This is a genomic window from Streptomyces sp. NPDC048483, assembly GCF_040651455.1.
GTDB lineage: Bacteria > Actinomycetota > Actinomycetes > Streptomycetales > Streptomycetaceae > Streptomyces.
This window is the reverse complement of sequence record NZ_JBEZJZ010000088.1, coordinates 1-20,890: the sequence shown is the minus strand read 5'-3', so window position 1 is coordinate 20,890 and position 20,890 is coordinate 1. Positions and strand designations below refer to the sequence as shown.

The window sequence follows — 20,890 nt, the reverse complement described above, 5'->3', positions numbered from 1 at the left end:
CAACCCTCAGGACGTTCGGGTCGTCGTCCGGAGTCCCGGGCAACCGTCCTCATTCTCCTCGCGTCCTTACAAACGCCCTGGTGAGGATAAGGCTCATATAAAACTTGAGTGGACCCGACTCAGGTCTGTTGACAGGATTTCCTGGGTGTTGCACTCTTGAGCCTGTTCCACTCAAGTCAGCTGGAGGAATTGAAATGGCACGTGCGGTCGGCATCGACCTGGGCACGACGAACTCCGTCGTCAGTGTTCTCGAAGGCGGTGAGCCCACCGTCATCACCAACGCCGAGGGCGCCAGGACCACGCCGTCCGTTGTCGCCTTCGCCAAGAATGGTGAAGTGCTGGTCGGCGAGGTCGCCAAGCGCCAGGCGGTCACCAACGTCGACAGGACCATCCGGTCGGTGAAGCGCCACATGGGCACCGACTGGAAGATCGACATCGACGGCAAGGGCTTCAACCCGCAGCAGATGAGCGCCTTCATCCTGCAGAAGCTCAAGCGCGACGCCGAGTCGTACCTGGGCGAGAAGGTTGTGGACGCGGTCATCACCGTTCCTGCCTACTTCAACGACTCCGAGCGTCAGGCCACCAAGGAGGCCGGCGAGATCGCGGGCCTGAACGTCCTGCGCATCGTCAACGAGCCGACGGCGGCCGCCCTGGCCTACGGCCTCGAGAAGGAAGACCAGACCATTCTGGTCTTCGACCTCGGTGGCGGCACCTTCGACGTCTCGCTGCTGGAGATCGGCGACGGCGTCGTCGAGGTGAAGGCCACCAACGGTGACAACCACCTCGGTGGTGACGACTGGGACCAGCGCGTCGTCGACTACCTGGTCAAGCAGTTCAGCAACGGCCACGGCGTCGACCTGGCCAAGGACAAGATGGCCCTCCAGCGCCTCCGCGAGGCCGCTGAGAAGGCGAAGATCGAGCTGTCCTCGTCCACCGAGACCTCGATCAACCTGCCCTACATCACCGCCTCCGCCGAGGGCCCGCTGCACCTGGACGAGAAGCTCACCCGGGCGCAGTTCCAGCAGCTGACCGCGGACCTCCTGGAGCGCTGCAAGACCCCGTTCCACAACGTCATCAAGGACGCGGGTATCAACCTGTCCGAGATCGACCACGTGGTCCTGGTCGGCGGCTCGACCCGTATGCCGGCCGTCGCCGAGCTCGTCAAGGAGCTGACCGGCGGCAAGGACGCCAACAAGGGCGTCAACCCGGACGAGGTCGTCGCCCGCGGCGCCACCCTCCAGGCCGGTGTCCTCAAGGGTGACGTCAAGGACGTTCTCCTCCTGGACGTCACGCCGCTGTCGCTTGGTATCGAGACCAAGGGCGGCATCATGACCAAGCTCATCGAGCGGAACACGACGATCCCGACCAAGCGGTCCGAGATCTTCACCACCGCCGAGGACAACCAGCCCTCCGTGCAGATCCAGGTCTACCAGGGCGAGCGCGAGATCGCGGCGTACAACAAGAAGCTCGGGATGTTCGAGCTGACCGGTCTGCCGCCGGCCCCGCGTGGCGTCCCGCAGATCGAGGTGTCCTTCGACATCGACGCCAACGGCATCATGCACGTCACGGCCAAGGACCTTGGCACGGGCAAGGAGCAGAAGATGACCGTCACCGGCGGCTCCTCGCTGCCGAAGGACGAGGTCGACCGGATGCGCCAGGAGGCCGAGCAGTACGCGGACGAGGACCACCGCCGCCGCGAGGCCGCCGAGGCCCGTAACCAGGGCGAGCAGCTCGTCTACCAGACGGAGAAGTTCCTCAAGGACAACGAGGACAAGGTCCCCGCCGAGGTGAAGACCGAGGTCGAGGAAGCCGTCAATGAGCTGAAGGAGAAGCTCAAGGGCGAGGACACGGCCGAGATCCGCACCGCCACCGAGAAGGTCGCGGCCGTCTCGCAGAAGCTGGGCCAGGCCATGTACGCCGACGCCCAGGCCGCCGGTGCGGCCGCGGGTGACGCCGAAGGTGCCGCCGCCGGCGAGCAGGCCAAGCCCGAGGACGATGTCGTCGACGCCGAGATCATCGACGACGAGAAGCCCAAGAAGGATGGTGCCGCGTGACGGAGGAGACCCCGGGCTTCGACGAGAAGCCTGACGTCCCTCCCACCTCGCCCCCCCTCGGCGAGGAGGGGACCACTTCTGCCGCGCCCGAAGACGCGGCGCAGAAGGCCGAGTCCGCCGACAAGGCGGGCTCGGCCCCGGCCGGGGACGTACCGGACGTAGCGCTCCAGGCGCAGCTGGACCAGGCCCGTTCGGCGCTCAACGAGCGCACCGCGGACCTCCAGCGGCTCCAGGCGGAGTACCAGAACTACCGCCGTCGGGTGGAGCGGGACCGGGTCACGGTCAAGGAGATCGCCGCGGCGAATGTCCTGTCCGAACTCCTTCCCTCCCTCGACGACATCGGCCGTGCCCGCGAGCACGGCGAACTGGTCGGCGGCTTCAAGTCGGTGGCCGAATCGCTGGAGACCGTGGTCGCCAAGCTGGGTCTGCAGCAGTTCGGCAAGGAGGGCGAGCCCTTCGACCCGACGATCCACGAGGCGCTGATGCATTCGTACGCACCGGATGTCACAGAGACCACGTGCGTGGCGATCCTGCAGCCCGGGTATCGCATCGGTGAGCGAACGATCCGCCCCGCGCGGGTCGCCGTCGCCGAGCCGCAGCCGGGCGCGCAGAACGCCAAGTCCGCCTCCGAAGAGGACACCAAGGCTTCGGACGAGGAGAGCGGTGGCCCGGACGAGGGCTGACGTGAGGACGCAGCAGCAGATAACCGCGTGGAAGGAGGGACGTCGGGGATGAGCACCAAGGACTTCGTGGAGAAGGACTACTACAAGGTCCTCGGCGTCCCGAAGGACGCCACCGAGGCGGAGATCAAGAAGGCGTACCGGAAGCTCGCCCGCGAGAACCACCCGGACGCCAACAAGGGCGACGACAGGGCCGAGGAGCGCTTCAAGGAGATCTCCGAGGCCAACGACGTCCTGGGCGACCCCAAGCGCCGCAAGGAGTACGACGAGGCGCGCGCCCTGTTCGGCAACGGCGGGTTCCGGCCCGGCCCCGGCGCCGGCGGCGGCTCGTTCAACTTCGACCTGGGTGACCTCTTCGGGGGTTCCCAGGGCGGCGGCACGCAGGGCGGCGGCGGCTTCGGCGGCGGGCTCGGGGATGTCTTCGGCGGCCTGTTCAACCGGGGCGGCGCGGGCACCCGTACGCAGCCGCGGCGGGGCCAGGACGTCGAGTCCGAGGTGACGCTCAGCTTCACCGAGGCGGTCGACGGGGCCACGGTCCCGCTGCGGATGTCCAGCAAGGCGCCGTGCAAGCCGTGTTCGGGCACCGGCGACAAAAACGGTACTCCTCGGGTCTGCCCGACCTGTGTCGGCACCGGCCAGGTCAGCCGGGGCGCGGGCGGCGGCTTCTCGCTCACCGACCCGTGCGCCGACTGCAAGGGCCGGGGCCTGATCGCCCAGGACCCCTGCGAGGTCTGCAAGGGCAGCGGGCGCGCGACGAGCGCCCGCACCATGCAGGTCCGTATCCCCGCGGGCGTCTCGGACGGGCAGCGCATCCGGCTGCGCGGCAAGGGTGGTCCGGGCGAACAGGGCGGCCCGTCGGGCGATCTGTACGTCGTCGTGCATGTCGACGCCCACCCCGTCTTCGGCCGCAAGGGCGACAACCTCACCGTCACGGTGCCGGTCACCTTCCCGGAGGCCGCGCTGGGCGGCGAGGTCAAGGTGCCGACGCTGGGCGGCCCGCCGGTCACGCTGAAACTGCCGGCCGGCACCCCCAACGGACGCACCATGCGCGCCCGCGGCAAGGGCGCGGCCCGTAAGGACGGCACCCGGGGTGATCTGCTGGTCACCATCGAGGTGCAGGTCCCGGGAGACCTGAGCGACAAGGCGAAGGAATCGCTGGAGACGTATCGCGAGGCGACCGCGGGATCCGACCCGCGGGCGGAGCTGTTCAAGGCCGCGAAGGGAGCTTGAGATGGACAGCCGGGGCGGGCAGCGTCGTAACCCGTATGAACTGACCGAAGAGTCGCCGGTGTACGTCATCTCCGTCGCGGCCCAGCTCTCCGGCCTGCATCCGCAGACCCTTCGTCAGTACGACCGGCTGGGCCTGGTCTCGCCCGACCGCACGGCCGGGCGGGGCCGCCGCTATTCGGCCCGGGACATCGAACTGCTCCGTACGGTGCAGCAGTTGTCGCAGGACGAGGGCATCAACCTCGCCGGCATCAAGCGCATCATCGAGCTGGAGAACCAGGTCGCGGCCCTGCAGCAGCGGGTCGCCGAGCTCCAGGGCGCCCTGGAGGGCGCGGCCAGCGCGATGCAGCAGCGGGAGGCGGCGGTGCATGCCTCCTACCGGCGCGATCTGGTGCCGTATCAGGATGTGCAGCAGACGAGCGCGCTGGTGGTGTGGCGGCCCAAGCGGTCCGAGTAGGGCCGTGGTGGGGCGTCGCTGCCGGGCGCCTTGCCGGACGCCTTGTAGGACGTCGTGGTACGAGAAAGGGCCGGGGTTCGTTCCCCGGCCCTTTTCGTATGTGTGCGCCTTCGTACCCGTGCGGCGCTCGTGTCGTCAGCAGCCGTTGTATCCGGCCGTCGGCATCGACAGCCGTCGGTGCACATGCGACTTCATCGCCAGTGTGTAGACCGGCTCGTCGAGGTCGGCGATCTCCAGGCGTACGCCCGCCGCCGCGCACCGCGCGCTGAATTCCTCGGCCCCGTCGATGGCGTTCTCCAGGGCCCGGCGGTTGGGCGCCACGAACACATCGACCAGGCCGTCCTCGACGTCGCTCCACAGCGCGCAGTGGTCGGCGCGCAGTTGGTGCAGGCTGAGCCGGCAGGTCAGGTGGTAGTCACGGGCTGCCGCCCACTGTTTGCACATGTCGTGCTGGCTGCGGTCGTCGACCAGAAACGGGTCCTCGTCCAGCTCGGACAGCGGCATCAGGCAGGCGATCGCCGTCACTCGGACCGAGTTCATCGTGCCCTCCGGGGCGTGGCGATTGTGGGGGCGACGATACCCCCGCAGACGCCTCGGGGTGGAGGGGCGGTACCGGGTGGCGAGGCATAGCCGCAGGCGTGGCAGATCTTCCAGCCGTCCTGGTTGATGGCGAGTTGGCCGCCGCACCGGGGGCAGGACTCCGCGGCCGGGTAGGGACGGGTCGGTTCCGTACGTCCTGGAGGGCAAGGAACCGGGCGGGGAACGGGCCGGGGAACACCTCGGGGAACAGTGATCGCGGTGCGCAGTGCCTGCGCCATGCGGGCCTCCAGCTGCCGACTCGTGCTCGAAGGAGGGCCGAGAAGGTCCGCTTGGATGCTGCTTGGGCGCGGAACTGTTCGGTGCCTGCCGTTTCTTTTCTGTCTTTCTCCTTTTCCTGAGTATCAGGTGCGTGCCCAAGGGTGGATGCAGAGCGTCCGTTTTCAGCCAGGTCCGGATCGGAGGGGTTCCGTGCCCGGAGAGGTGTCCGTACGGGCTTCAGGCCCGCCCCATCGCCCTGGTCACCGCGATCTCAATCATGACCCGGTCGGGGTTCGGCTCCGGCGTGCGCCCGTACCGTTCGGCGTACCGGCGCACCGCATCGGCCACCGACTCGGCGTCCGTCCGCACCTGCGCCATTCCCTCCAGCGTCGCCCAGCGGCCACGGTCCACCTGGCACACGGCGACGGTGGCGCCCTCGGCCCCGGCGGCGAGGACGTTCTTGACCTTGGTGCTGTCCTTGCGCGTGATGATCCGCGCGATCCGCTGCCCGGCGTCGTAGGTGACGCCTACGGGAACGACGTGCGGGGTCCCGTTCGTACGCAGCGTGGTGAGGGTCGGCATCAGGTACTCGCCCCAGAAGGCGAGGTACTCGGGGGTGAGGGCGTTGAGGTCATGGGCCATGGGGGTCAGCGTAGAGGGGGCCTCGTCGGTGGCCCATGGTCGGAGGGCGTCAGAGGAAGTCGGTGGTCTCGAGGTCGAAGGAGAAGGGGGCGGGGAGGGGGACGGGTTTGCCGAACGCGGCGGTGTGGTGCACCAGATAGTCGCCGTCGGAGGGCTCGCGGAAGAGCGTGGTGGCGGACCTGTCCCGGTCGATCAGCAGATAGAGCGGGATGCGCCCGCGGGCGTAGGTGCGGCGCTTGGCGGTGCGGTCCAGCTCCGGTCGGTCGCCCGTCGCCTCGACGACCATCTTGAGCTCCCGGTCGGGCCGCCACCATGGCGGAGCGCCCCGGAATTCCCGGCGGCCCACGATCGTCAGATCGGGGATCACGTGGTTGTCGGGATGCGGGCCGTATGACGGAAGGATCAGGCCCTTGTGCGCGGAGATGCTGAACCCGTCGTGCCGTACCAGCTGCTTGGTGAACCGGCTGAGGCAGTGCTCGTGCCTGCCGGCCTGGGCCGTGGTCACCACCATCTCGCCCTCGATGAGCTGGGCTCTGACGCATTCGGGCGACGCGGCGTCCAGTTCCAGGAAGATCTCCAGCAGGATGGCGGACTGGGTATCGGCTTCGCCGGACGTGCGCGTGGTGGACATGGCCACGAGCGTGCCGCGCAGCCGCCGACCCGGCGGCGAAAGCGGCTGGGTTCACCCTCAGGGGAACGCAGCCCGCAGCACCTTGAGTGGAATAGACTCAACTTATCGCACGTTGGTATGTGCAGGACCCACCAGAACACCGCGCACGAGGAGGACACCGGGCCGTGGACGCCGAGCTGACCAACAAGAGCCGGGAAGCGCTGGCCGCCGCCAATGAGCGGGCGGTCACCGCCGGGCACGCGGACATGACGTCCGCGCATCTCCTGCTCGCGCTGCTGGCCGGGCAGGACAACGAGAACATCATGGACCTGCTGGCGAGCGTCGAGGCGGATGCCGCCGCGCTGCGCAACGGCGCCGAGCGTCTGCTCGCCGGGCTGCCCAGCGTGCAGGGTTCGACCGTCGCGCCGCCGCAGCCGGACCGCGACCTGCTGTCCGCGATCGCGGACGCCACCCAGCGCGCCCGCGAGCTCGGCGACGCATATGTCTCCACCGAGCATCTCCTGATCGGTATCGCGGCGAAGGGCGGCCGCGCCGGCGAGCTGCTGGAGCAGCAGGGCGCCGGCGCCAAGAAGCTGCTGGCCGCGTTCGAGGCCGGCCGGGGCGGGCAGCGGGTGACCAACGCCGACCCGGAGGGCACGTACAAGGCGCTGGAGAAGTTCGGTACGGACTTCACCGCGGCGGCCCGCGAGGGCAAGCTCGACCCCGTCATCGGCCGGGACCATGAGATCCGCCGCGTGGTGCAGGTCCTCTCCCGCCGTACGAAGAACAACCCGGTGCTGATCGGCGAGCCCGGCGTCGGCAAGACGGCCGTCGTCGAGGGACTGGCCCAGCGCATCGTCAAGGGCGACGTCCCCGAGTCGCTGCGCAACAAGCGGCTGGTCTCGCTGGACCTGGGCGCGATGGTGGCGGGCGCGAAGTACCGCGGCGAGTTCGAGGAGCGGCTGAAGACGGTCCTGGCGGAGATCAAGTCCAGCGAGGGCCAGATCATCACCTTCATCGACGAGCTGCACACCGTCGTGGGCGCGGGCGCCGGCGGCGACTCGTCCATGGACGCGGGCAACATGCTCAAGCCGATGCTGGCCCGCGGCGAGCTGCGGATGGTCGGCGCCACCACCCTCGACGAGTACCGCGAGCGGATCGAGAAGGACGCGGCGCTGGAGCGGCGCTTCCAGCAGGTGCTGGTCGCCGAGCCGACCGTGGAGGACACGGTGGCGATCCTGCGCGGGCTCAAGGGCCGCTACGAGGCCCACCACAAGGTCCAGATCGCCGACTCCGCCCTGGTCGCCGCCGCCACCCTCTCCGACCGGTACATCACCTCCCGCTTCCTCCCCGACAAGGCCATCGACCTGGTCGACGAGGCCGCCTCCCGCCTCCGTATGGAGATCGACTCCTCGCCCGTGGAGATCGACGAGCTCCAGCGCGCGGTGGACCGCCTCCGGATGGAGGAGCTGGCTCTCAAGAACGAGACCGACGCGGGCTCCGTCCAGCGCCTGGAGAAGCTCCGCAAGGACCTTGCCGACAAGGAGGAGGAGCTGCGGGGCCTCACCGCCCGCTGGGAGAAGGAGAAGCAGGGGCTCAACCGCGTCGGCGAGCTGAAGGAGAAGCTGGACGAGCTGCGCGGACAGGCGGAGCGTGCCCAGCGCGACGGCGACTTCGACACCGCCTCCAAGCTGCTGTACGGCGAGATCCCGGGCCTGGAGCGGGAGCTGGAGGAGGCCGCCGCGGCCGAGGCCGAGCAGGAGGCGTCCAAGGATGCCGCGGGCGGCAAGGAATCCATGGTCAAGGAGGAGGTCGGCCCGGACGACATCGCGGATGTGGTCGGCTCCTGGACCGGTATTCCGGCCGGCCGTCTCCTGGAGGGCGAGACGCAGAAGCTGCTGCGCATGGAGGACGAGATCGGCAAGCGGCTGATCGGCCAGACCGAGGCCGTACGGTCGGTCTCCGACGCGGTGCGCCGCACCCGCGCCGGCATCGCCGACCCGGACCGCCCCACCGGATCGTTCCTCTTCCTCGGCCCGACCGGCGTCGGCAAGACCGAGCTGGCCAAGGCGCTCGCGGACTTCCTCTTCGACGACGAGCGGGCGATGGTCCGGATCGACATGTCGGAGTACGGCGAGAAGCACTCCGTCGCCCGGCTGGTCGGCGCGCCGCCCGGCTATGTCGGCTACGAGGAGGGCGGCCAGCTCACCGAAGCCGTCCGCCGCCGCCCCTACAGCGTGATCCTCCTCGACGAGGTCGAAAAGGCCCACACCGAGGTCTTCGACGTCCTCCTCCAGGTCCTCGACGACGGCCGCCTCACCGACGGCCAGGGCCGCACGGTCGACTTCCGCAACACCATCCTCATCCTGACCTCCAACCTCGGCTCCACCTTCCTCATGGACCCCCTCCTCAAGGAGGACCAGAAGAAGGAAAAGGTGCTGGAGACGGTCCGGGCCTCGTTCCGCCCCGAATTCCTCAACCGTCTCGACGACGTGGTGGTCTTCCATCCGCTCGGCACGGACCAGCTGCAGCGGATCGCCCGGATCCAGCTCGACCACCTCCAGCGCCGCCTGGCCGACCGCCGCCTCACCCTGGACGTCACCGACCGGGCCCTGGCCTGGCTCTCCTGGCTCGGCAAGGAGCCGGTCCTCGACGCCCCTGCGCCGGACCTCTCCTACGGCGCCCGCCCCCTGCGCCGCCTGGTCCAGACGGCCATCGGCGACCAGCTCGCGCGCGCCATCCTGGCGGGCGAGGTGCTGGACGGGGACACGGTGCGGGTGGACGTGGACGGCGACCGCCTCTCCGTCGCCCCCGCCAGGACCGCGGCCTGACCTCCTCTGCGCCGGCGGGTGCCGCCGCCGAACGCCCCCACATCTGCCCCGTCCGCTCTGCACTTGCCACGACGGGGCGTATGTGGGGGAGGATGGCAGAGACCATACGAAGGGAATTCCACGGTGAGCATCGACCCGTCCTCGATTCCGAATTTCGGGGGCCAGCCCGAACCCGAGCCGTCGGGGCCTGATGGTCCCGTCGTGCCTGACCAGGACCTGGTCAAGCAGCTCCTCGACCAGATGGAGCTGAAGTACGTAGTCGACGAGGAGGGTGACCTCGCCGCCCCGTGGGAGCAGTTCCGCACGTACTTCATGTTCCGCGGCGAGGAGGAGCAGCAGATCTTCTCCGTCCGCACGTTCTACGACCGCGCCCACGGCATCGACGACAAGTCGAAGCTGCTGGAGGCGATCGACGACTGGAACCGCCGGACGCTGTGGCCCAAGGCCTACACCCACACCCACGACGACGGCACGGTCCGTCTGATCGGTGAGGCATCGATGCTGATCGGCACCGGTGTCTCGCTCGAGCACTTTGTGTCGAGCACGGTCAGCTGGGTCCGCGCCTCGATCGAATTCGACAAGTGGCTCGTCGAGCAGCTCGGCCTCGAGGCCGAGATCGAAGGCGACGCCGACGACAAGCGGGGTGACGACGAGGCCTGAGCCTCGCCGCACGACACCTCGGCTGCGCGGGCCCCGGAGCTATTGGCTCCGGGGCCCGCGTCTTTGTGTGTGGGGGCGTGGCCGACATCGAGGTCCACGAGTACTTCTACGGCGACCGCACCGACCGCCGTTCGCGCCCGTGCCCGCTCCCGCTCCCTAAAAAGCAGGTCAGAGGTCGCCCGCATTCCCGATCAAACTTGATCGATTTCGATCGGGGGTGGAACCTTGCTCCCACATCACACGTCCGTAGACACGGTGTTGGACGGACGCGGAGCTGAGGGGGAGGCCGGCGGTGTCGATCGAGCTGCCTAGTGAAGTCGTCTGGATCATGGATCTGATGGGCCTGGAATGGCCCGACATCGACGAGGACGAACTGCGCGCGTGGGCCGGTCACGTACGGGAATTCGGCCAGAACCTCGCGGAGGGGCACAGCGGGCTGGACTCCACGCTGAAAGGACTCGCGGACGCCTACGAGGGCGCGTCCTACGACGCACTGCTCAGCCGTTGGAATCAGGTGTCCGGTGAGCACCACACGGCCCTGACCAATTGCTGCGAGGTCCTGGCCACGGCACTGGAGATCGCGGCCACCGGCGTGGTCGTGGCCAAGGGTGTGGTCATCGCTCAACTCGTCATCACCGCCGTCGAGATGGCGGCGGCAGCGGCCGCGACAGTCGCGACACTGGGTATCGCCGCAGCCGCCGAGGCAGCGGCCATCGAAATCGGCAAACGCATCATCAGAGCCGTCATCCAGGAAATCGAGGACGTCCTCCTCGCCGAACTCGTCTCCATGGCGATCGAGCCGTTCCAGGCCGAGATCGAGAAAGCCGTCTCCGGCCTTGTCTTCAAGGGCGTTGACGCCGCGCTGGGCGCTGCGGGGGGTGCCGCATGAGCAAGGGATTCAAGGCACACCCCGACCACTTGGCGAAGGCGGCCAAGGAAGCCCATGAGCATGCGAAGAAGGTGGAGAGCCACAGCAGCAACCTGGACTCCAAGACGCGCGGCAAACTGCTCGGCAAGGGCAAGTTCGGGATGATCGTCCAAAAGGCGGTCCGCCCGATCATCGACTCGATGATCACGGACATGTCCAAGGCGATGGCCAGGGGGCACCGGTCGATCGGGCACGGGCTGGACATCACCAAGAAGAACATCGATGACGCCGAAGAGGCGATACGCAAAAGCATGAAGCGGCACCAGGACGACCGGGATGCGCCCAAGTTGAAACTCGGCGACCGGGTGCTCAACGAGGACGACCTCCGTGACAAGTACAAGAAACGCATCCCCGAACGCATCAGTGACCTCCGGCGGCAGGGGCACGGTCCGCAGCGGCATCTCGATCCGACCGATGACATGCTGAAGGAGCGGCTGGGCAGGCCGGCTGGGCCCCGGGACGCTAATGACAAGCTGCTCAAAGACGACGACGGTAAATGGCGTATCCCCTACCAAGACGGCTATGTGCAGAGTGAGAGGAAGGTCGACCCGGTGCACGGCCCCAATGCCAAGGAGCGATTGGGGGAGGCTGCGTACATGGATGCCGACCACCCGAGCAAGAGGCACAAGTGTGACTCCTACTCCACGGGCTTCAAGCAGGATCAAGGTGAAGCGTTCATGTATGCCGATGAGCACGCCAGGGGGAGAATAGACGGCGACAGAACGCAAATTCCCAACTCCGACAGACATGCAGTCGTTTTCTCACCCGAAGATGCCTGGGGTCCTGGTGATCACCGGGACAAATTCCGCGGATTCTACATCGATCCGGATAATCCGGTGAATGATGATGCTGACCAGAGCATCAACTATAAACCGGTAGATTTTCAGCATGCGAAGATAAAGGCGATATATGCACCGGACGGGAATGGTGGGCACAAATTGGTGACCATGTTCCCGGAGCCGGTAAAAATATTCAATAAGTGAGGTGCGTATGTACTCTGAAAAATTCGACCCATCGAGTATCCCGCACTTCTTCGCGGAAGTGGGTTCGGTTGGTAAATTCTTCGAGTTCGGCCTGAATATTGAGTTCATGGATGACGTGCCTATTTACAAGTCGCACATCGTCCGAAACCCTGAATCGCCGGACGCCCGGAATCTGCGCGAAGCGTTGGAGTACCTGCTTCGTGAGCGGTCTGCCACCGTAGGGGATTGGTACAAACTGACCAGCGTCAACTTCTGGCGCGATGACCTTCTGTATGCCTATCTGCAGGAGCTGTACGACTACTTCTACGGCGACCGCAAGGAACCACCGGAGGAGCCAGATGAAGTCCCGCCGCCCGGCTATGTGTGACGACCCGCCGCGCCAAGGTTCTCCCGTGGGAAGATTGGCCACGCTCGATCAGCTCGAACTCTCGATGGACGGAGTCTCCGCTTCATGACAATGCGCGACGAATTGCCACCGCGCACCGGCCCGTGGGCCACTCGGTTCGATTCCGAGGAGGCCATGGTCCAGGCGGACGACGCCCTGCGTGAGGCGGCGCTGAAGAATCACGATCTCTCGCCGATCCTGCCGTTCGAGGCCGTCTACGGCGAGGGGGAGGACTGCCTGGGGAAGGTCACCGCGATCACGATCGACCCGCGTCGGCCATACGGCCCCGATGGCGAGCTGAACTACGTCTATGCGGACTTCTCCACACGCGGCCTGCTCTACGGCGTCTATCGCCCGGCCGGGGAATTGGAGAGCGAGGACGGGCCGGAGAACGACGCCGATCTGCGGAACGCCACGCTGTACCCGTACCCGGGAGGCTACGAGGAAATCGACCCGGTCACCGTCCCGCTGGCCGAACTGGGGCTGGAGGTACCCGGCGTCGACCGTCGCCTGGTGAATTTCTGCGCCGGAATTCTCGGCGTAGAGGCAGTCGACGATCTTGGCATGCTGCGCGAGACGTTCGACCTGTCCTGGCCCGACTACCAGGACACGATTCGCACAGGGCTGATGCACCTGGTGGCGAACGAGCCTCTGACGGTGGAGCAGTGGTTCGGTCTGACGTATGTGAAATTCCCCGACCAGCGGGAGCTGAGGGCGTACCTCGCGCAGGTCTATGCCTACCTCTTCGAGGACTTCGACGCCATGCCGGTCGCCCCCCAGTAAGCAGCTCAGGGGAGGACTTTTCTCCCTTGACTGGAGTTTCTGGCCGGTCCCCCCGGGCCGGCCAGAGGATCTTCCCCGAATCGCATCACCCTCGCCGGGCGACTGCCTATGGTGACGAAGGTGACCATGTTCCCGGAGTCGCGCAAAGCGCACACCAGATGAGGCGGAGATGTTCTCGAAGAACTTCAGGCCATCGAGTATCCCGCATTTTTTTCTCCGCTGAAGACGGGGTTGGTCGATTCTTCAGGTCCGGGCTCAATGTTGAGTTCATCGATGACGTCCAAATTTTCAAGCCCGGCATCGCCCGAAACCCGAAGTCGCCTTTCGCCCAGCATTTGCGTGAAGCGTTGGAGTACCTGCTTCGTGAGCGGTCCGTCTCCTCGGACGAGCGGGCCGCCATGGCAAACGTCTCCTTCTGGGCGGATGATCGCCTCTACGCCTATCTCCGGGACCTCTACGACTATTTCTACGGTGACTGGAAAGAGCCGCCGGTGGCACCGGACCCGAAAGCGCCCCCGTCCGAGAAATGCGGGATGTAGCGGCCGAACGTCACACCCCGGCGGCCCCAGAAAACTCAGAGCTTCCGAAGCCGCCCGACCGCCTCCCGCAGGACCTCCTCCTGCTTGCAGAAGGCGAAGCGGACGTACGGCGCCCCCTGCTCCTTGTGGTCGTAGAAGACCGCATTCGGGATGGCGACGACCCCGGCCCGCTCCGGGAGGGCGCGGCAGAAGGCGAAGCCGTCCCCCTCTTCGGACCGCACAGCGCCGAGGGGGCGGATGTCGGTGGTGATGAAGTAGGTGCCGGAGGGGCGGAAGACCTGGAATCCGGCGTCGGCGAGGCCGTCCGCCAGGATGTCGCGCTTGCCGCGGAGATCGTCGCGCAGGGCGGTGTAGTACGCGTCGGGGAGGGCGAGGGCCTCGGCGACGGCGTACTGGAAGGGGCCGGCCGAGACGTAGGTGAGGAACTGCTTCGCCGAGCGGACGGCCGTGATCAGGGCCGGACTCGCCGTGACCCAGCCGACCTTCCAGCCGGTGAAGGAGAAGGTCTTGCCGGCGGAGGAGATGGTGACCGTGCGGTCGCGCATGCCGGGGAATGAGGCGAGAGGGATGTGCTCGCCCTCGAAGAGCAGGTGCTCGTAGACCTCGTCGGTGATGACCAAGAGGTTGCGTTCCACGGCCAGTTCGGCGATCGCGGCGAGTTCGGCCCGGGTGAGAACGGTCCCGGTGGGGTTGTGCGGGGTGTTGAGGAGGATGAGGCGGGTGTCGTCGGTGACGGCGTCGCGGAGCTCGTCGAGGTCGAGGTGGTACGAGGCCGAGTCCGGGTCCGCGCGCAGGGTTACCGGGACCCGGCGGCCGCCCGCCAGGGCGATGCAGGCGGCATAGGAGTCGTAGTACGGCTCCAGGGCGATGACCTCGTCGCCCGGTTCGAGGAGGGCGAGGAGCGCGGCGGCGATGGCCTCGGTGGCTCCCGCGGTGACCAGGACCTCGGTGTCGGGGTCGTAGGACAGGCCGAGGTGGCCGTAGAAGCGCTCCTGGTGGGCGGCGACGGCGGTACGCAGTTCGGGGACGCCGGGGCCGGGCGGGTACTGGTTTCCGCGGCCGTCGCGCAGTGCACGGACCGCTGCCTCTCTGACCTCCTCCGGGCCGTCGGTGTCGGGGAAGCCCTGGCCCAGGTTGATGGAGCCGGTCCGGACGGCGAGTGCCGACATTTCGGCGAAGATCGTGGTGCCGAATTCGGCGAGGCGGCGATTGAGCAGCGGTCGGTCCATGCGCGCCATCCTCCGCCGAACCTCTGGACTTCCTCAACTGTGCTTTGCGCCCGCCCGGACCCGGGCATCAGCCCCGCACAAGAGACCTGGACGACCGCCGACGAGGGCGGTCAGCGGCGCACGAGGCGCTGGACGGAGCGATGCCTCGCTTCGGGGGAACGAAAGGAGTGTGAGGCAGGTGGGTTTCATGGTGTTCATAGTGATCTTCGTGGTGGTTGTGGGGCTGGTGTCCCTGGCGTCGCGGAGTGGTGGTGGCCGTAAGCGGCGGCGCTCGGGCTCGTGGTACGCCGGTGGTGGCGGCGGTGGCTGCGGATCGGGCAGCAGCTGCGGCAGCTCCTCCTGCGGCGGTGGCTCCTCCTGCGGCGGTGGCTCCTCCTGCGGGGGAGGCGGCGGTGGCGGGGGTGGCTGCGGCGGGGGCGGTGGGGGCTCCTGAGCCGAGGGAGGCTCGACGGGGCGGCGGGGGCTGCCGAGGTAGCCGTACGGGCGTGACCGACGGCCGTACCGGAGCTCTTCCGGGGGCCGTCCCGTCCCCCCTCGCGGCGGCCCCTTGGCGACCGCCGCGGCCCTCCCGAACTGCACACATGCGCACGGCTCATGCTTGACCGCATATGCGCCCGGCGGGCAGTGAACACAAGGTCAACACCCGCTGGGCGCTTGGGTGTTGAACAACTGAACTGGGGGGCCCTCTACGGGATGGAAAGCCATCGAAGATGGGTAAAACGGCTGTGGTCGACCTGCCATCCATGATTCCCTCTCCCTAGAGAATCCCCCAGTTCTCGCATCCCACGTGGGCACGAGCCGGCAGGCAGTCGTACATCCCTGATCCTTCTCGGGCGGGCCGGCCCACCATTCCACTGCGTGTTTGCGGAGCCGACCCATGCTCACCACTCTGAAGACGGCGTACACCGATACCCGTGCCTGTGACCTGGCCTGGGCTCTGGGCAGGGAACCCCTGCCGGCCCTGGCGGTACTCGATCTCCAACTTGATGACGCACAGGTGCAGTTGAGGCTGCTCGGGGCGTCTCACCAGGTGCTTCTCGAGGAGGAGCACGGCACTTGTTCCGAGACGGTCGCCTGTATGCCGGGCAGCAGTACGCCGCTGCCGCTCGGTGTGGCCAAGCGGCTGGGCGACTGGGAGTACGAATTCGCCGCGCATGTGGAGATCCTGTCGCGCGGCTCGTTCGCGGGGCGCGCGCAGGAACTGCTCGCGCTGGTCGCCGAGCATCCGTACGGCCTTGCGGGGACGTTCCCCGGCTCGCCCCATGCGTTCACCGCGATGCTGGCGCAGCGTCAGCACGGCCAGGTGCGCTGGCGGACCTGGCACGCGTATCCGCAGGAGGGCCGGCTGGTGGCCACCCGGACGCGGGTGGGCGTACGGGCGACGGTCGCGGCCGTCTAGACGCGGGTCCGGCAGGGCGCGTGCCCCGTGTCGTCGGCTGTGCACACCCCGAAGGGGGTGCCCTGCTGTCCTCGGCGCGAGAAGCACATATGCCCTGTGCATGGCGACATGCCCCGTGCATAACCAGATGGACGGCAATGGTCGTGTGTAGAACGGAGACTGCACTCGTGTGGGTGACAAAAGCGTACGGAATCGTCACGTAGCGTTCATTTCATGATCGACCCGCCAGAGCCCGCTCTCTCCGATGCCCTCGGGCCGTCGGAGGCCATGGAGCCGGCGCGGCTGCCCGTGCCGTCCGGGCTCGGCCGTCTGCTCGTCCTCGCCGTCGTCTTCGTCTGCGCCGCCTGCGGCCTGGTCTACGAGCTCGAACTGGTCGCGCTGGCCACGTACTTGGTCGGCGACTCCGTCACCCAGGCGTCGGTCGTGCTGTCCCTCATGGTCTTCGCCATGGGCATCGGAGCGCTGCTCGCCAAGCGGCTGCGCTGCCGGGCGGCGGTCGGCTTCGGCGCGGTCGAGACGCTCCTCGCGCTGGTCGGCGGAGGTTCCGCGATGGCGCTGTACGCCTGCTTCGCCTGGTTCGGCCAGTCCCGCTCCGCGCTCGTCGGCTTCTCCCTGGCCATCGGGGTCCTGATCGGCGCCGAGGTGCCGCTGCTGATGACGCTGATCCAGCGGGTGCGCCGGCAGGACGCGGGCGGTGCGGTCGCCGATCTCTTCGCCGCGGACTATGTCGGCGCGCTCGTCGGCGGGCTGGCCTTTCCGTTTCTGCTGCTGCCCCGGCTCGGCCAGCTGACCGGTGCGCTGGTCACCGGCGCGGTCAATGCGGTGGCGGGCGGCGCGCTGGTGCTGTGGCTGTTCCGCCGCGATCTGAGCACCCGCTCGCGCCGGCTGCTGCTCCTGGTCAATGTGCTGGTGCTCGCGCTGCTGGCCACCGGCATGCTGCTGGCCTCGTCCTTCGAACGGGCCGCCCGGCGTGCGGTGTACGGGGCGGCGGTACGGGTCGCGGTGCAGACCGGCGTCCAGGAGGTGGTGTTGACGGGCGGTACGGGGGGTGGAGCCGGTGCGGGGCGGGGGAGGAAAGGTTCCGGCCGACCGCTCGAGCTGTATCTGGACGGCCGTCTGCGGGTCAGCGCGGACACCGAGTACCGCTACCACGAGGCGCTGGTGCACCCGGCGATGGCGGGCGGCCCGCACGGCCGGGTACTGGTCCTCGGCGGTGGCGACGGCCTGGCGGTCCGCGAGATTCTCCGCTACCGCGCGGTCCGCTCGGTGACCGTCGTCGAACTCGACCCAGGTGTCGTGAAGTTGGCCCGTACGGACTTCGGTCTCGCCAACCTCAACTGCCACTCGCTGAGCGACCCCCGGGTGCACACGGTGACGGAGGACGCCTTCGACTGGCTGCGGGAGTTCGGGCGGGGCCGAGGGCCGGGGGGAAGCCGCGAGCCGGGGAGAAATCGAGGATCGGGGGCAAGCCGCGAGTCGGGGAGCGGCCGCGGGTCGGGCGGGCCCTACGACGTCGTCATCTCCGACCTCCCCGACCCCGGGATCACCGCCAGCACCAAGCTCTACTCGCAGGAGTTCTACGGCCTCGCCGCGCGGATGCTGGCCCCCGGAGGGCGGCTGGCGGTGCACGCCGGGGCGCCGACGCAGCGGCCGCGGTCGTATTGGACGGTGGAGGCGACGGTGCGGTCGGTGGGCCTGGCAACCGTTCCGTACCGCGTCCCCGGGCGGTTCGCCGACTTCTCCGGTGCCCCCGACCGTGCCGTCGGCCTGATCGGGCCGGACGGTCCGCCGGCGTCGCGTGCGCCGGTGGCCGGAACCGACGCGCAGGCCACGGCACGGATCAAGTTCTGGGGCTTTGTGCTGGCCGCGCGGCATCCGCCCCGGCTGGGCCTGGCACCGGACGCGCCCCCGCTGGCCGGCGTCACCCTCAAGGGGCTACGGGCCGACGAACGCGGGGCGGCCGCCGGCCGGATCCCCTCCCTACAGCCGTCCACGCTGATGCATCCGCGCTATCGGGAGTGAAAGCGGGGCCGAGTCCGCCCCGGGGCCGGTGGCGCGGGCGGCCCGGCGCGGGTGCGCAGAAAGTCGTGCGGCAGCGGACACGGTCCGGGGGGTGCTGGGTAGGGTCCATGCCATGGAGCATGAGGTGTTCGTTCCGTTTCCCGTCGGGACCGTGCGGCAGGCGCTCACCGAGCCGGAGCGGGTGGCGCGCTGTGTCCCGGGAGTCCAACTCGACGCCGACGCGGCCCCGCACATTCCCGAGGGCCGCCTGCGGCTGCGTATCGGCAGCTCCACCATCACCTATCGCGGCACGCTGACCATCGCCGACGAGGGGGGCAGAGCCGCCTCCGGTGAGGCCGCGCTGATCTTCGAGGCGAAGGGTACGGAGGCGCGTGGCGAGGGCGCGGTCGCGCTGACGCTGACCGTACGGCTGACCCCGGCCACCGAGCCCGGCCCCGGTACGACGCTGGTCTGCTCCGGTGCGCTGCGCAGCGACGGCCGGCTCGCCGAGGTCAGCGACCGGTCCGCCGAGACCGCGGGCCGCCGGCTGCTCGACCGGTTCGCGGAGAACCTGGCGGCGGATCTGGAGGCGCACCCGGTGGAGGCCCGGCCCGAGGCCGCGCCCGGTGCGGAGCCGCCCGGTGCGGAGCCGTCGGATGCGGAGCCGTCGGATGCGGAGCCGTCCGGTGCGGAGCCGTCCGGTCAGGGGATCTTCGAGGCCGAGGTGCCACCGCCGTCGCTCGATCCCCGGAGCGATCCGGACGCGGCGGGGGACGTGGACGAGACGGGCGATGTGCACGACCTCGATGACGTGGATGCGGCGCTCGACGGCGAGGCGGCGCGGGACGCGGACCACGCGTACGACGGCGATGCCGAGGACGGGGCGCCCGTCGAGGCCGCGCACGCTCGCCGGACGATGATCGGGCGCAGCGCCGAGGAGGTCGACCATGCGCCGCCGCGCGGACGGTACGCCCCGGTGCCGCCGCCGGAGGTGAACACCGCCTCGGCGACGCTGCGCTGGGCGGCGCCCGCAGCGGCGGTGGTACTGGCCTCGGCCGTCGTCGTCGGCCGGGTGCTGCGCCGCCGCCGCTGAGCGCGGTGGCCGGGGCGGGGCCGGTCGGCGATGGCGTCGGTGCCGTGCGCCCGGCCCACCGCTAGGGTCGTGCCGTGAGCACCGACAACACCACGCAGAGCGCGTCGCGGACGCGGTCGGACGGCGTACGACTGGCCGCCGGAGATGCCGAAGTGACCGTCCATCCGGACAACGGCTGCCGCCTCGGCAGCCTCCGCGTCGGCGGCCTGGAGCTGCTGCGGCAGGGCGACAAGTACGGCAGCTTCCCCATGGTCCCGTGGTGCGGCCGGACCGACCACGGTCGCTTCCGCAACGGCGGCGAGCTGCACCAGTTGCCGGTCGACGCCGCACCGCACGCCATCCACGGCACCGGCCGCCACGTCCGCTGGCGCACCGCCCGGTCGAGCGCGTCGGCGGCCGTCTTCACCTACGATCTCGCCGATCCGGCCGCCCCCTGGCCGTACCCGGGCACGGTCACCCAGCAGGTCGAGCTCGCCGAGGACGGCGGCTCGCTCACCCTCACCATGTGCGTCGAGACGATCGGCGACTCCTTCCCGGCGCAGGCCGGCTGGCACCCGTGGTTCCGGCGGAACCTGGGGGACGGCGGCACGGAGGTCAGCGTCGACTTCGCGGCCGAGTGGCAGGAGGAGCGGGGCGCGGACCACCTCCCGACCGGCCGCCGGATCCCGCCGAAGCCGGGGCCGTGGGACGACTGCTTCGGGATGCCGCGGGGCGTGCACGTCACGCTCACCTGGCCGGGCCGGCTCCAGCTGAAGGTGACCAGCCACGCCGAGTGGGTCGTGATCTACGACGAGCAGGAGGCGGCGGTGTGCGTGGAGCCGCAGTCCGGCCCGCCGAACGGGCTCAATACGCTGCCGCGCCTGGTCACGCCGATCGATCCGCTGGAGATCTCCACGACGTGGAGCTGGCGGACGCTGTCCTAAGCTCATGGCCATGAGTGACGACGTGCGCGGCGAGCTGCTGCAGCAGATCAAGGACAAGGCCGTGGTGCACGGCAAGGTGACGCTTTCCTCCGGCAAGGAAGCCGACTACTACATCGACCTGCGCCGGATCACCCTGGACGGCGAGGCCGCGCCGCTGGTCGGGCAGCTGATGCTGGACATCACCGCGGACCTGGATTACGACGCCGTCGGCGGGCTGACGCTGGGCGCCGACCCGGTCGCGACGTCGATGCTGCACGCGTCCGCGGCGCGCGGCCGGCGGCTGGACTCCTTCGTCGTCCGCAAGGCGCAGAAGGCCCACGGGATGCAGCGCCGTATCGAGGGTCCGGACATCAAGGGCCGCCGGGTGCTGGTCGTCGAGGACACCTCCACCACCGGCGGCTCGCCGCTGACCGCCGTCGAGGCCGCGCGCGAGGCGGGCGCCGAGGTCGTTGCGGTGGCGACGATCGTGGACCGTGGTGCGGCCTCGGCCATCGCCGAGGCGGGCCTTCCGTACATCACCGGATACCAGCTCGGCGACCTGGGCCTGGGCTGAGCACGGTCCGGGAGGCAGAGTCACGGCTCTGACCTGCGGCTTTCACAGAGGGCGGTCGGTTTCACGTGAAACCGACCCCCCCATTTGAAGTAGGCCGGATGGGGGGTGCGGGGCC

At 68.9% G+C, this 20,890-nt stretch carries 21 protein-coding genes; 16 read left to right on the top strand and 5 right to left on the bottom strand.

The window, feature by feature from the left end; all coding sequences use genetic code 11:
• Window positions 1–194 precede the first annotated feature (194 nt).
• The 4 genes from dnaK to AB0D04_RS32060 are packed head-to-tail and all read left to right on the top strand — an operon-like array spanning window position 195 to window position 4,418.
• Complete coding sequence (gene dnaK, locus AB0D04_RS32075; protein ID WP_362710468.1) at window positions 195–2,054, top strand: molecular chaperone DnaK; 1,860 nt, start codon at window positions 195–197, stop codon at window positions 2,052–2,054.
• Window positions 2,051–2,737: a nucleotide exchange factor GrpE gene (grpE, locus tag AB0D04_RS32070; RefSeq protein WP_362710465.1), complete on the top strand. Its 687-nt coding sequence runs from the start codon at window positions 2,051–2,053 to the stop codon at window positions 2,735–2,737. Before dnaK ends, grpE begins: the two co-directional genes overlap by 4 nt.
• 48 nt (window positions 2,738–2,785) lie before the next feature.
• Window positions 2,786–3,964, top strand: coding sequence for a molecular chaperone DnaJ (gene dnaJ / locus AB0D04_RS32065; RefSeq protein ID WP_362710462.1), 1,179 nt, complete (start codon window positions 2,786–2,788; stop codon window positions 3,962–3,964).
• Between the two features lies 1 nt (window position 3,965).
• On the top strand, window positions 3,966–4,418 hold the full coding sequence (locus AB0D04_RS32060) for a helix-turn-helix domain-containing protein (RefSeq protein ID WP_006604632.1): 453 nt from the start codon (window positions 3,966–3,968) through the stop codon (window positions 4,416–4,418).
• Window positions 4,419–4,553: 135 nt separating this feature from the next.
• On the opposite strand, the gene AB0D04_RS32055 is transcribed toward AB0D04_RS32060, so the two are convergent.
• The 3 genes from AB0D04_RS32055 to AB0D04_RS32045 form a co-directional block, all read right to left on the bottom strand.
• The gene (locus AB0D04_RS32055) at window positions 4,554–4,958 is read right to left on the bottom strand and encodes a hypothetical protein (RefSeq protein ID WP_362710459.1); all 405 of its coding nucleotides are present in this window, start codon (window positions 4,956–4,958) and stop codon (window positions 4,554–4,556) included.
• A gap of 495 nt (window positions 4,959–5,453) precedes the next feature.
• The gene (locus AB0D04_RS32050; RefSeq protein WP_362710456.1) at window positions 5,454–5,858 is read right to left on the bottom strand and encodes a pyridoxamine 5'-phosphate oxidase family protein; all 405 of its coding nucleotides are present in this window, start codon (window positions 5,856–5,858) and stop codon (window positions 5,454–5,456) included.
• 49 nt (window positions 5,859–5,907) lie between these two features.
• The gene (locus AB0D04_RS32045) at window positions 5,908–6,489 is read right to left on the bottom strand and encodes a Uma2 family endonuclease (protein WP_362710453.1); all 582 of its coding nucleotides are present in this window, start codon (window positions 6,487–6,489) and stop codon (window positions 5,908–5,910) included.
• A 164-nt stretch (window positions 6,490–6,653) separates the two neighbouring features.
• On the opposite strand from AB0D04_RS32045, the gene clpB reads away from it, so the two are divergent.
• The 6 genes from clpB to AB0D04_RS32015 all read left to right on the top strand — a co-directional run bounded on the left by clpB (window position 6,654) and on the right by AB0D04_RS32015 (window position 13,038).
• Window positions 6,654–9,299 carry an ATP-dependent chaperone ClpB gene (gene clpB, locus AB0D04_RS32040; protein ID WP_362710450.1) on the top strand — a complete coding sequence of 882 codons (2,646 nt, stop codon included), beginning with the start codon at window positions 6,654–6,656 and terminating at the stop codon, window positions 9,297–9,299.
• 123 nt (window positions 9,300–9,422) lie between these two features.
• Complete coding sequence (locus AB0D04_RS32035) at window positions 9,423–9,959, top strand: YbjN domain-containing protein (protein ID WP_362710447.1); 537 nt, start codon at window positions 9,423–9,425, stop codon at window positions 9,957–9,959.
• Between the two features lie 292 nt (window positions 9,960–10,251).
• Window positions 10,252–10,848 carry a hypothetical protein gene (locus AB0D04_RS32030; RefSeq protein ID WP_362710445.1) on the top strand — a complete coding sequence of 199 codons (597 nt, stop codon included), beginning with the start codon at window positions 10,252–10,254 and terminating at the stop codon, window positions 10,846–10,848.
• A complete protein-coding gene (locus tag AB0D04_RS32025; RefSeq protein WP_362710443.1) occupies window positions 10,845–11,870 on the top strand; it encodes a hypothetical protein in 1,026 nt (341 codons plus the stop codon). Before AB0D04_RS32030 ends, AB0D04_RS32025 begins: the two co-directional genes overlap by 4 nt.
• A gap of 7 nt (window positions 11,871–11,877) precedes the next feature.
• Window positions 11,878–12,237, top strand: a complete 360-nt coding sequence (locus tag AB0D04_RS32020; RefSeq protein WP_362710511.1) for a hypothetical protein — start codon at window positions 11,878–11,880, stop codon at window positions 12,235–12,237.
• Between the two features lie 84 nt (window positions 12,238–12,321).
• Entirely contained in the window at window positions 12,322–13,038 is a 717-nt protein-coding gene (locus AB0D04_RS32015; protein ID WP_362710441.1) for a hypothetical protein, read from the top strand.
• Window positions 13,039–13,223: 185 nt separating this feature from the next.
• On the opposite strand, the gene AB0D04_RS32010 is transcribed toward AB0D04_RS32015, so the two are convergent.
• A complete protein-coding gene (locus tag AB0D04_RS32010) occupies window positions 13,224–13,373 on the bottom strand; it encodes a hypothetical protein (RefSeq protein ID WP_362710438.1) in 150 nt (49 codons plus the stop codon).
• A 12-nt stretch (window positions 13,374–13,385) separates the two neighbouring features.
• On the opposite strand from AB0D04_RS32010, the gene AB0D04_RS32005 reads away from it, so the two are divergent.
• Window positions 13,386–13,577, top strand: a complete 192-nt coding sequence (locus tag AB0D04_RS32005) for a hypothetical protein (protein ID WP_362710436.1) — start codon at window positions 13,386–13,388, stop codon at window positions 13,575–13,577.
• Between the two features lie 35 nt (window positions 13,578–13,612).
• Here the strand turns inward: AB0D04_RS32005 and AB0D04_RS32000 are convergent, their stop codons facing one another.
• Window positions 13,613–14,806, bottom strand: a complete 1,194-nt coding sequence (locus tag AB0D04_RS32000; RefSeq protein WP_362710434.1) for a pyridoxal phosphate-dependent aminotransferase — start codon at window positions 14,804–14,806, stop codon at window positions 13,613–13,615.
• 877 nt (window positions 14,807–15,683) lie between these two features.
• On the opposite strand from AB0D04_RS32000, the gene AB0D04_RS31995 reads away from it, so the two are divergent.
• The 5 genes from AB0D04_RS31995 to pyrE all read left to right on the top strand — a co-directional run bounded on the left by AB0D04_RS31995 (window position 15,684) and on the right by pyrE (window position 20,775).
• Window positions 15,684–16,205: a DUF2617 family protein gene (locus AB0D04_RS31995; RefSeq protein WP_362710432.1), complete on the top strand. Its 522-nt coding sequence runs from the start codon at window positions 15,684–15,686 to the stop codon at window positions 16,203–16,205.
• A 213-nt stretch (window positions 16,206–16,418) separates the two neighbouring features.
• Complete coding sequence (locus tag AB0D04_RS31990; protein ID WP_362710430.1) at window positions 16,419–18,227, top strand: polyamine aminopropyltransferase; 1,809 nt, start codon at window positions 16,419–16,421, stop codon at window positions 18,225–18,227.
• A gap of 112 nt (window positions 18,228–18,339) precedes the next feature.
• Entirely contained in the window at window positions 18,340–19,299 is a 960-nt protein-coding gene (locus tag AB0D04_RS31985; protein ID WP_362710428.1) for an SRPBCC domain-containing protein, read from the top strand.
• A 74-nt stretch (window positions 19,300–19,373) separates the two neighbouring features.
• Window positions 19,374–20,222: an aldose 1-epimerase gene (locus AB0D04_RS31980; RefSeq protein ID WP_362710426.1), complete on the top strand. Its 849-nt coding sequence runs from the start codon at window positions 19,374–19,376 to the stop codon at window positions 20,220–20,222.
• Window positions 20,223–20,232: 10 nt separating this feature from the next.
• A complete protein-coding gene (pyrE, locus tag AB0D04_RS31975) occupies window positions 20,233–20,775 on the top strand; it encodes an orotate phosphoribosyltransferase (RefSeq protein ID WP_362710425.1) in 543 nt (180 codons plus the stop codon).
• Window positions 20,776–20,890: the final 115 nt, after the last annotated feature.

Excerpts from the sequence above, each read along its gene's own strand:
- dnaK (WP_362710468.1), top strand. The coding sequence starts at position 195 with ATGGCACGTGCGGTCGGCATCGACCTGGGCACGACGAACTCCGTCGTC.
- dnaJ (WP_362710462.1), top strand. The coding sequence starts at position 2,786 with ATGAGCACCAAGGACTTCGTGGAGAAGGACTACTACAAGGTCCTCGGC.
- AB0D04_RS32060 (WP_006604632.1), top strand. The coding sequence starts at position 3,966 with ATGGACAGCCGGGGCGGGCAGCGTCGTAACCCGTATGAACTGACCGAA.
- AB0D04_RS32055 (WP_362710459.1), bottom strand. The coding sequence starts at position 4,958 with ATGAACTCGGTCCGAGTGACGGCGATCGCCTGCCTGATGCCGCTGTCC.
- AB0D04_RS32050 (WP_362710456.1), bottom strand. The coding sequence starts at position 5,858 with ATGGCCCATGACCTCAACGCCCTCACCCCCGAGTACCTCGCCTTCTGG.
- AB0D04_RS32045 (WP_362710453.1), bottom strand. The coding sequence starts at position 6,489 with ATGTCCACCACGCGCACGTCCGGCGAAGCCGATACCCAGTCCGCCATC.
- AB0D04_RS32025 (WP_362710443.1), top strand. The coding sequence starts at position 10,845 with ATGAGCAAGGGATTCAAGGCACACCCCGACCACTTGGCGAAGGCGGCC.
- AB0D04_RS32020 (WP_362710511.1), top strand. The coding sequence starts at position 11,878 with ATGTACTCTGAAAAATTCGACCCATCGAGTATCCCGCACTTCTTCGCG.
- AB0D04_RS32015 (WP_362710441.1), top strand. The coding sequence starts at position 12,322 with ATGACAATGCGCGACGAATTGCCACCGCGCACCGGCCCGTGGGCCACT.
- AB0D04_RS32010 (WP_362710438.1), bottom strand. The coding sequence starts at position 13,373 with ATGCTGGGCGAAAGGCGACTTCGGGTTTCGGGCGATGCCGGGCTTGAA.
- AB0D04_RS32000 (WP_362710434.1), bottom strand. The coding sequence starts at position 14,806 with ATGGACCGACCGCTGCTCAATCGCCGCCTCGCCGAATTCGGCACCACG.
- AB0D04_RS31995 (WP_362710432.1), top strand. The coding sequence starts at position 15,684 with ATGCTCACCACTCTGAAGACGGCGTACACCGATACCCGTGCCTGTGAC.
- AB0D04_RS31990 (WP_362710430.1), top strand. The coding sequence starts at position 16,419 with ATGATCGACCCGCCAGAGCCCGCTCTCTCCGATGCCCTCGGGCCGTCG.
- AB0D04_RS31985 (WP_362710428.1), top strand. The coding sequence starts at position 18,340 with ATGGAGCATGAGGTGTTCGTTCCGTTTCCCGTCGGGACCGTGCGGCAG.
- pyrE (WP_362710425.1), top strand. The coding sequence starts at position 20,233 with ATGAGTGACGACGTGCGCGGCGAGCTGCTGCAGCAGATCAAGGACAAG.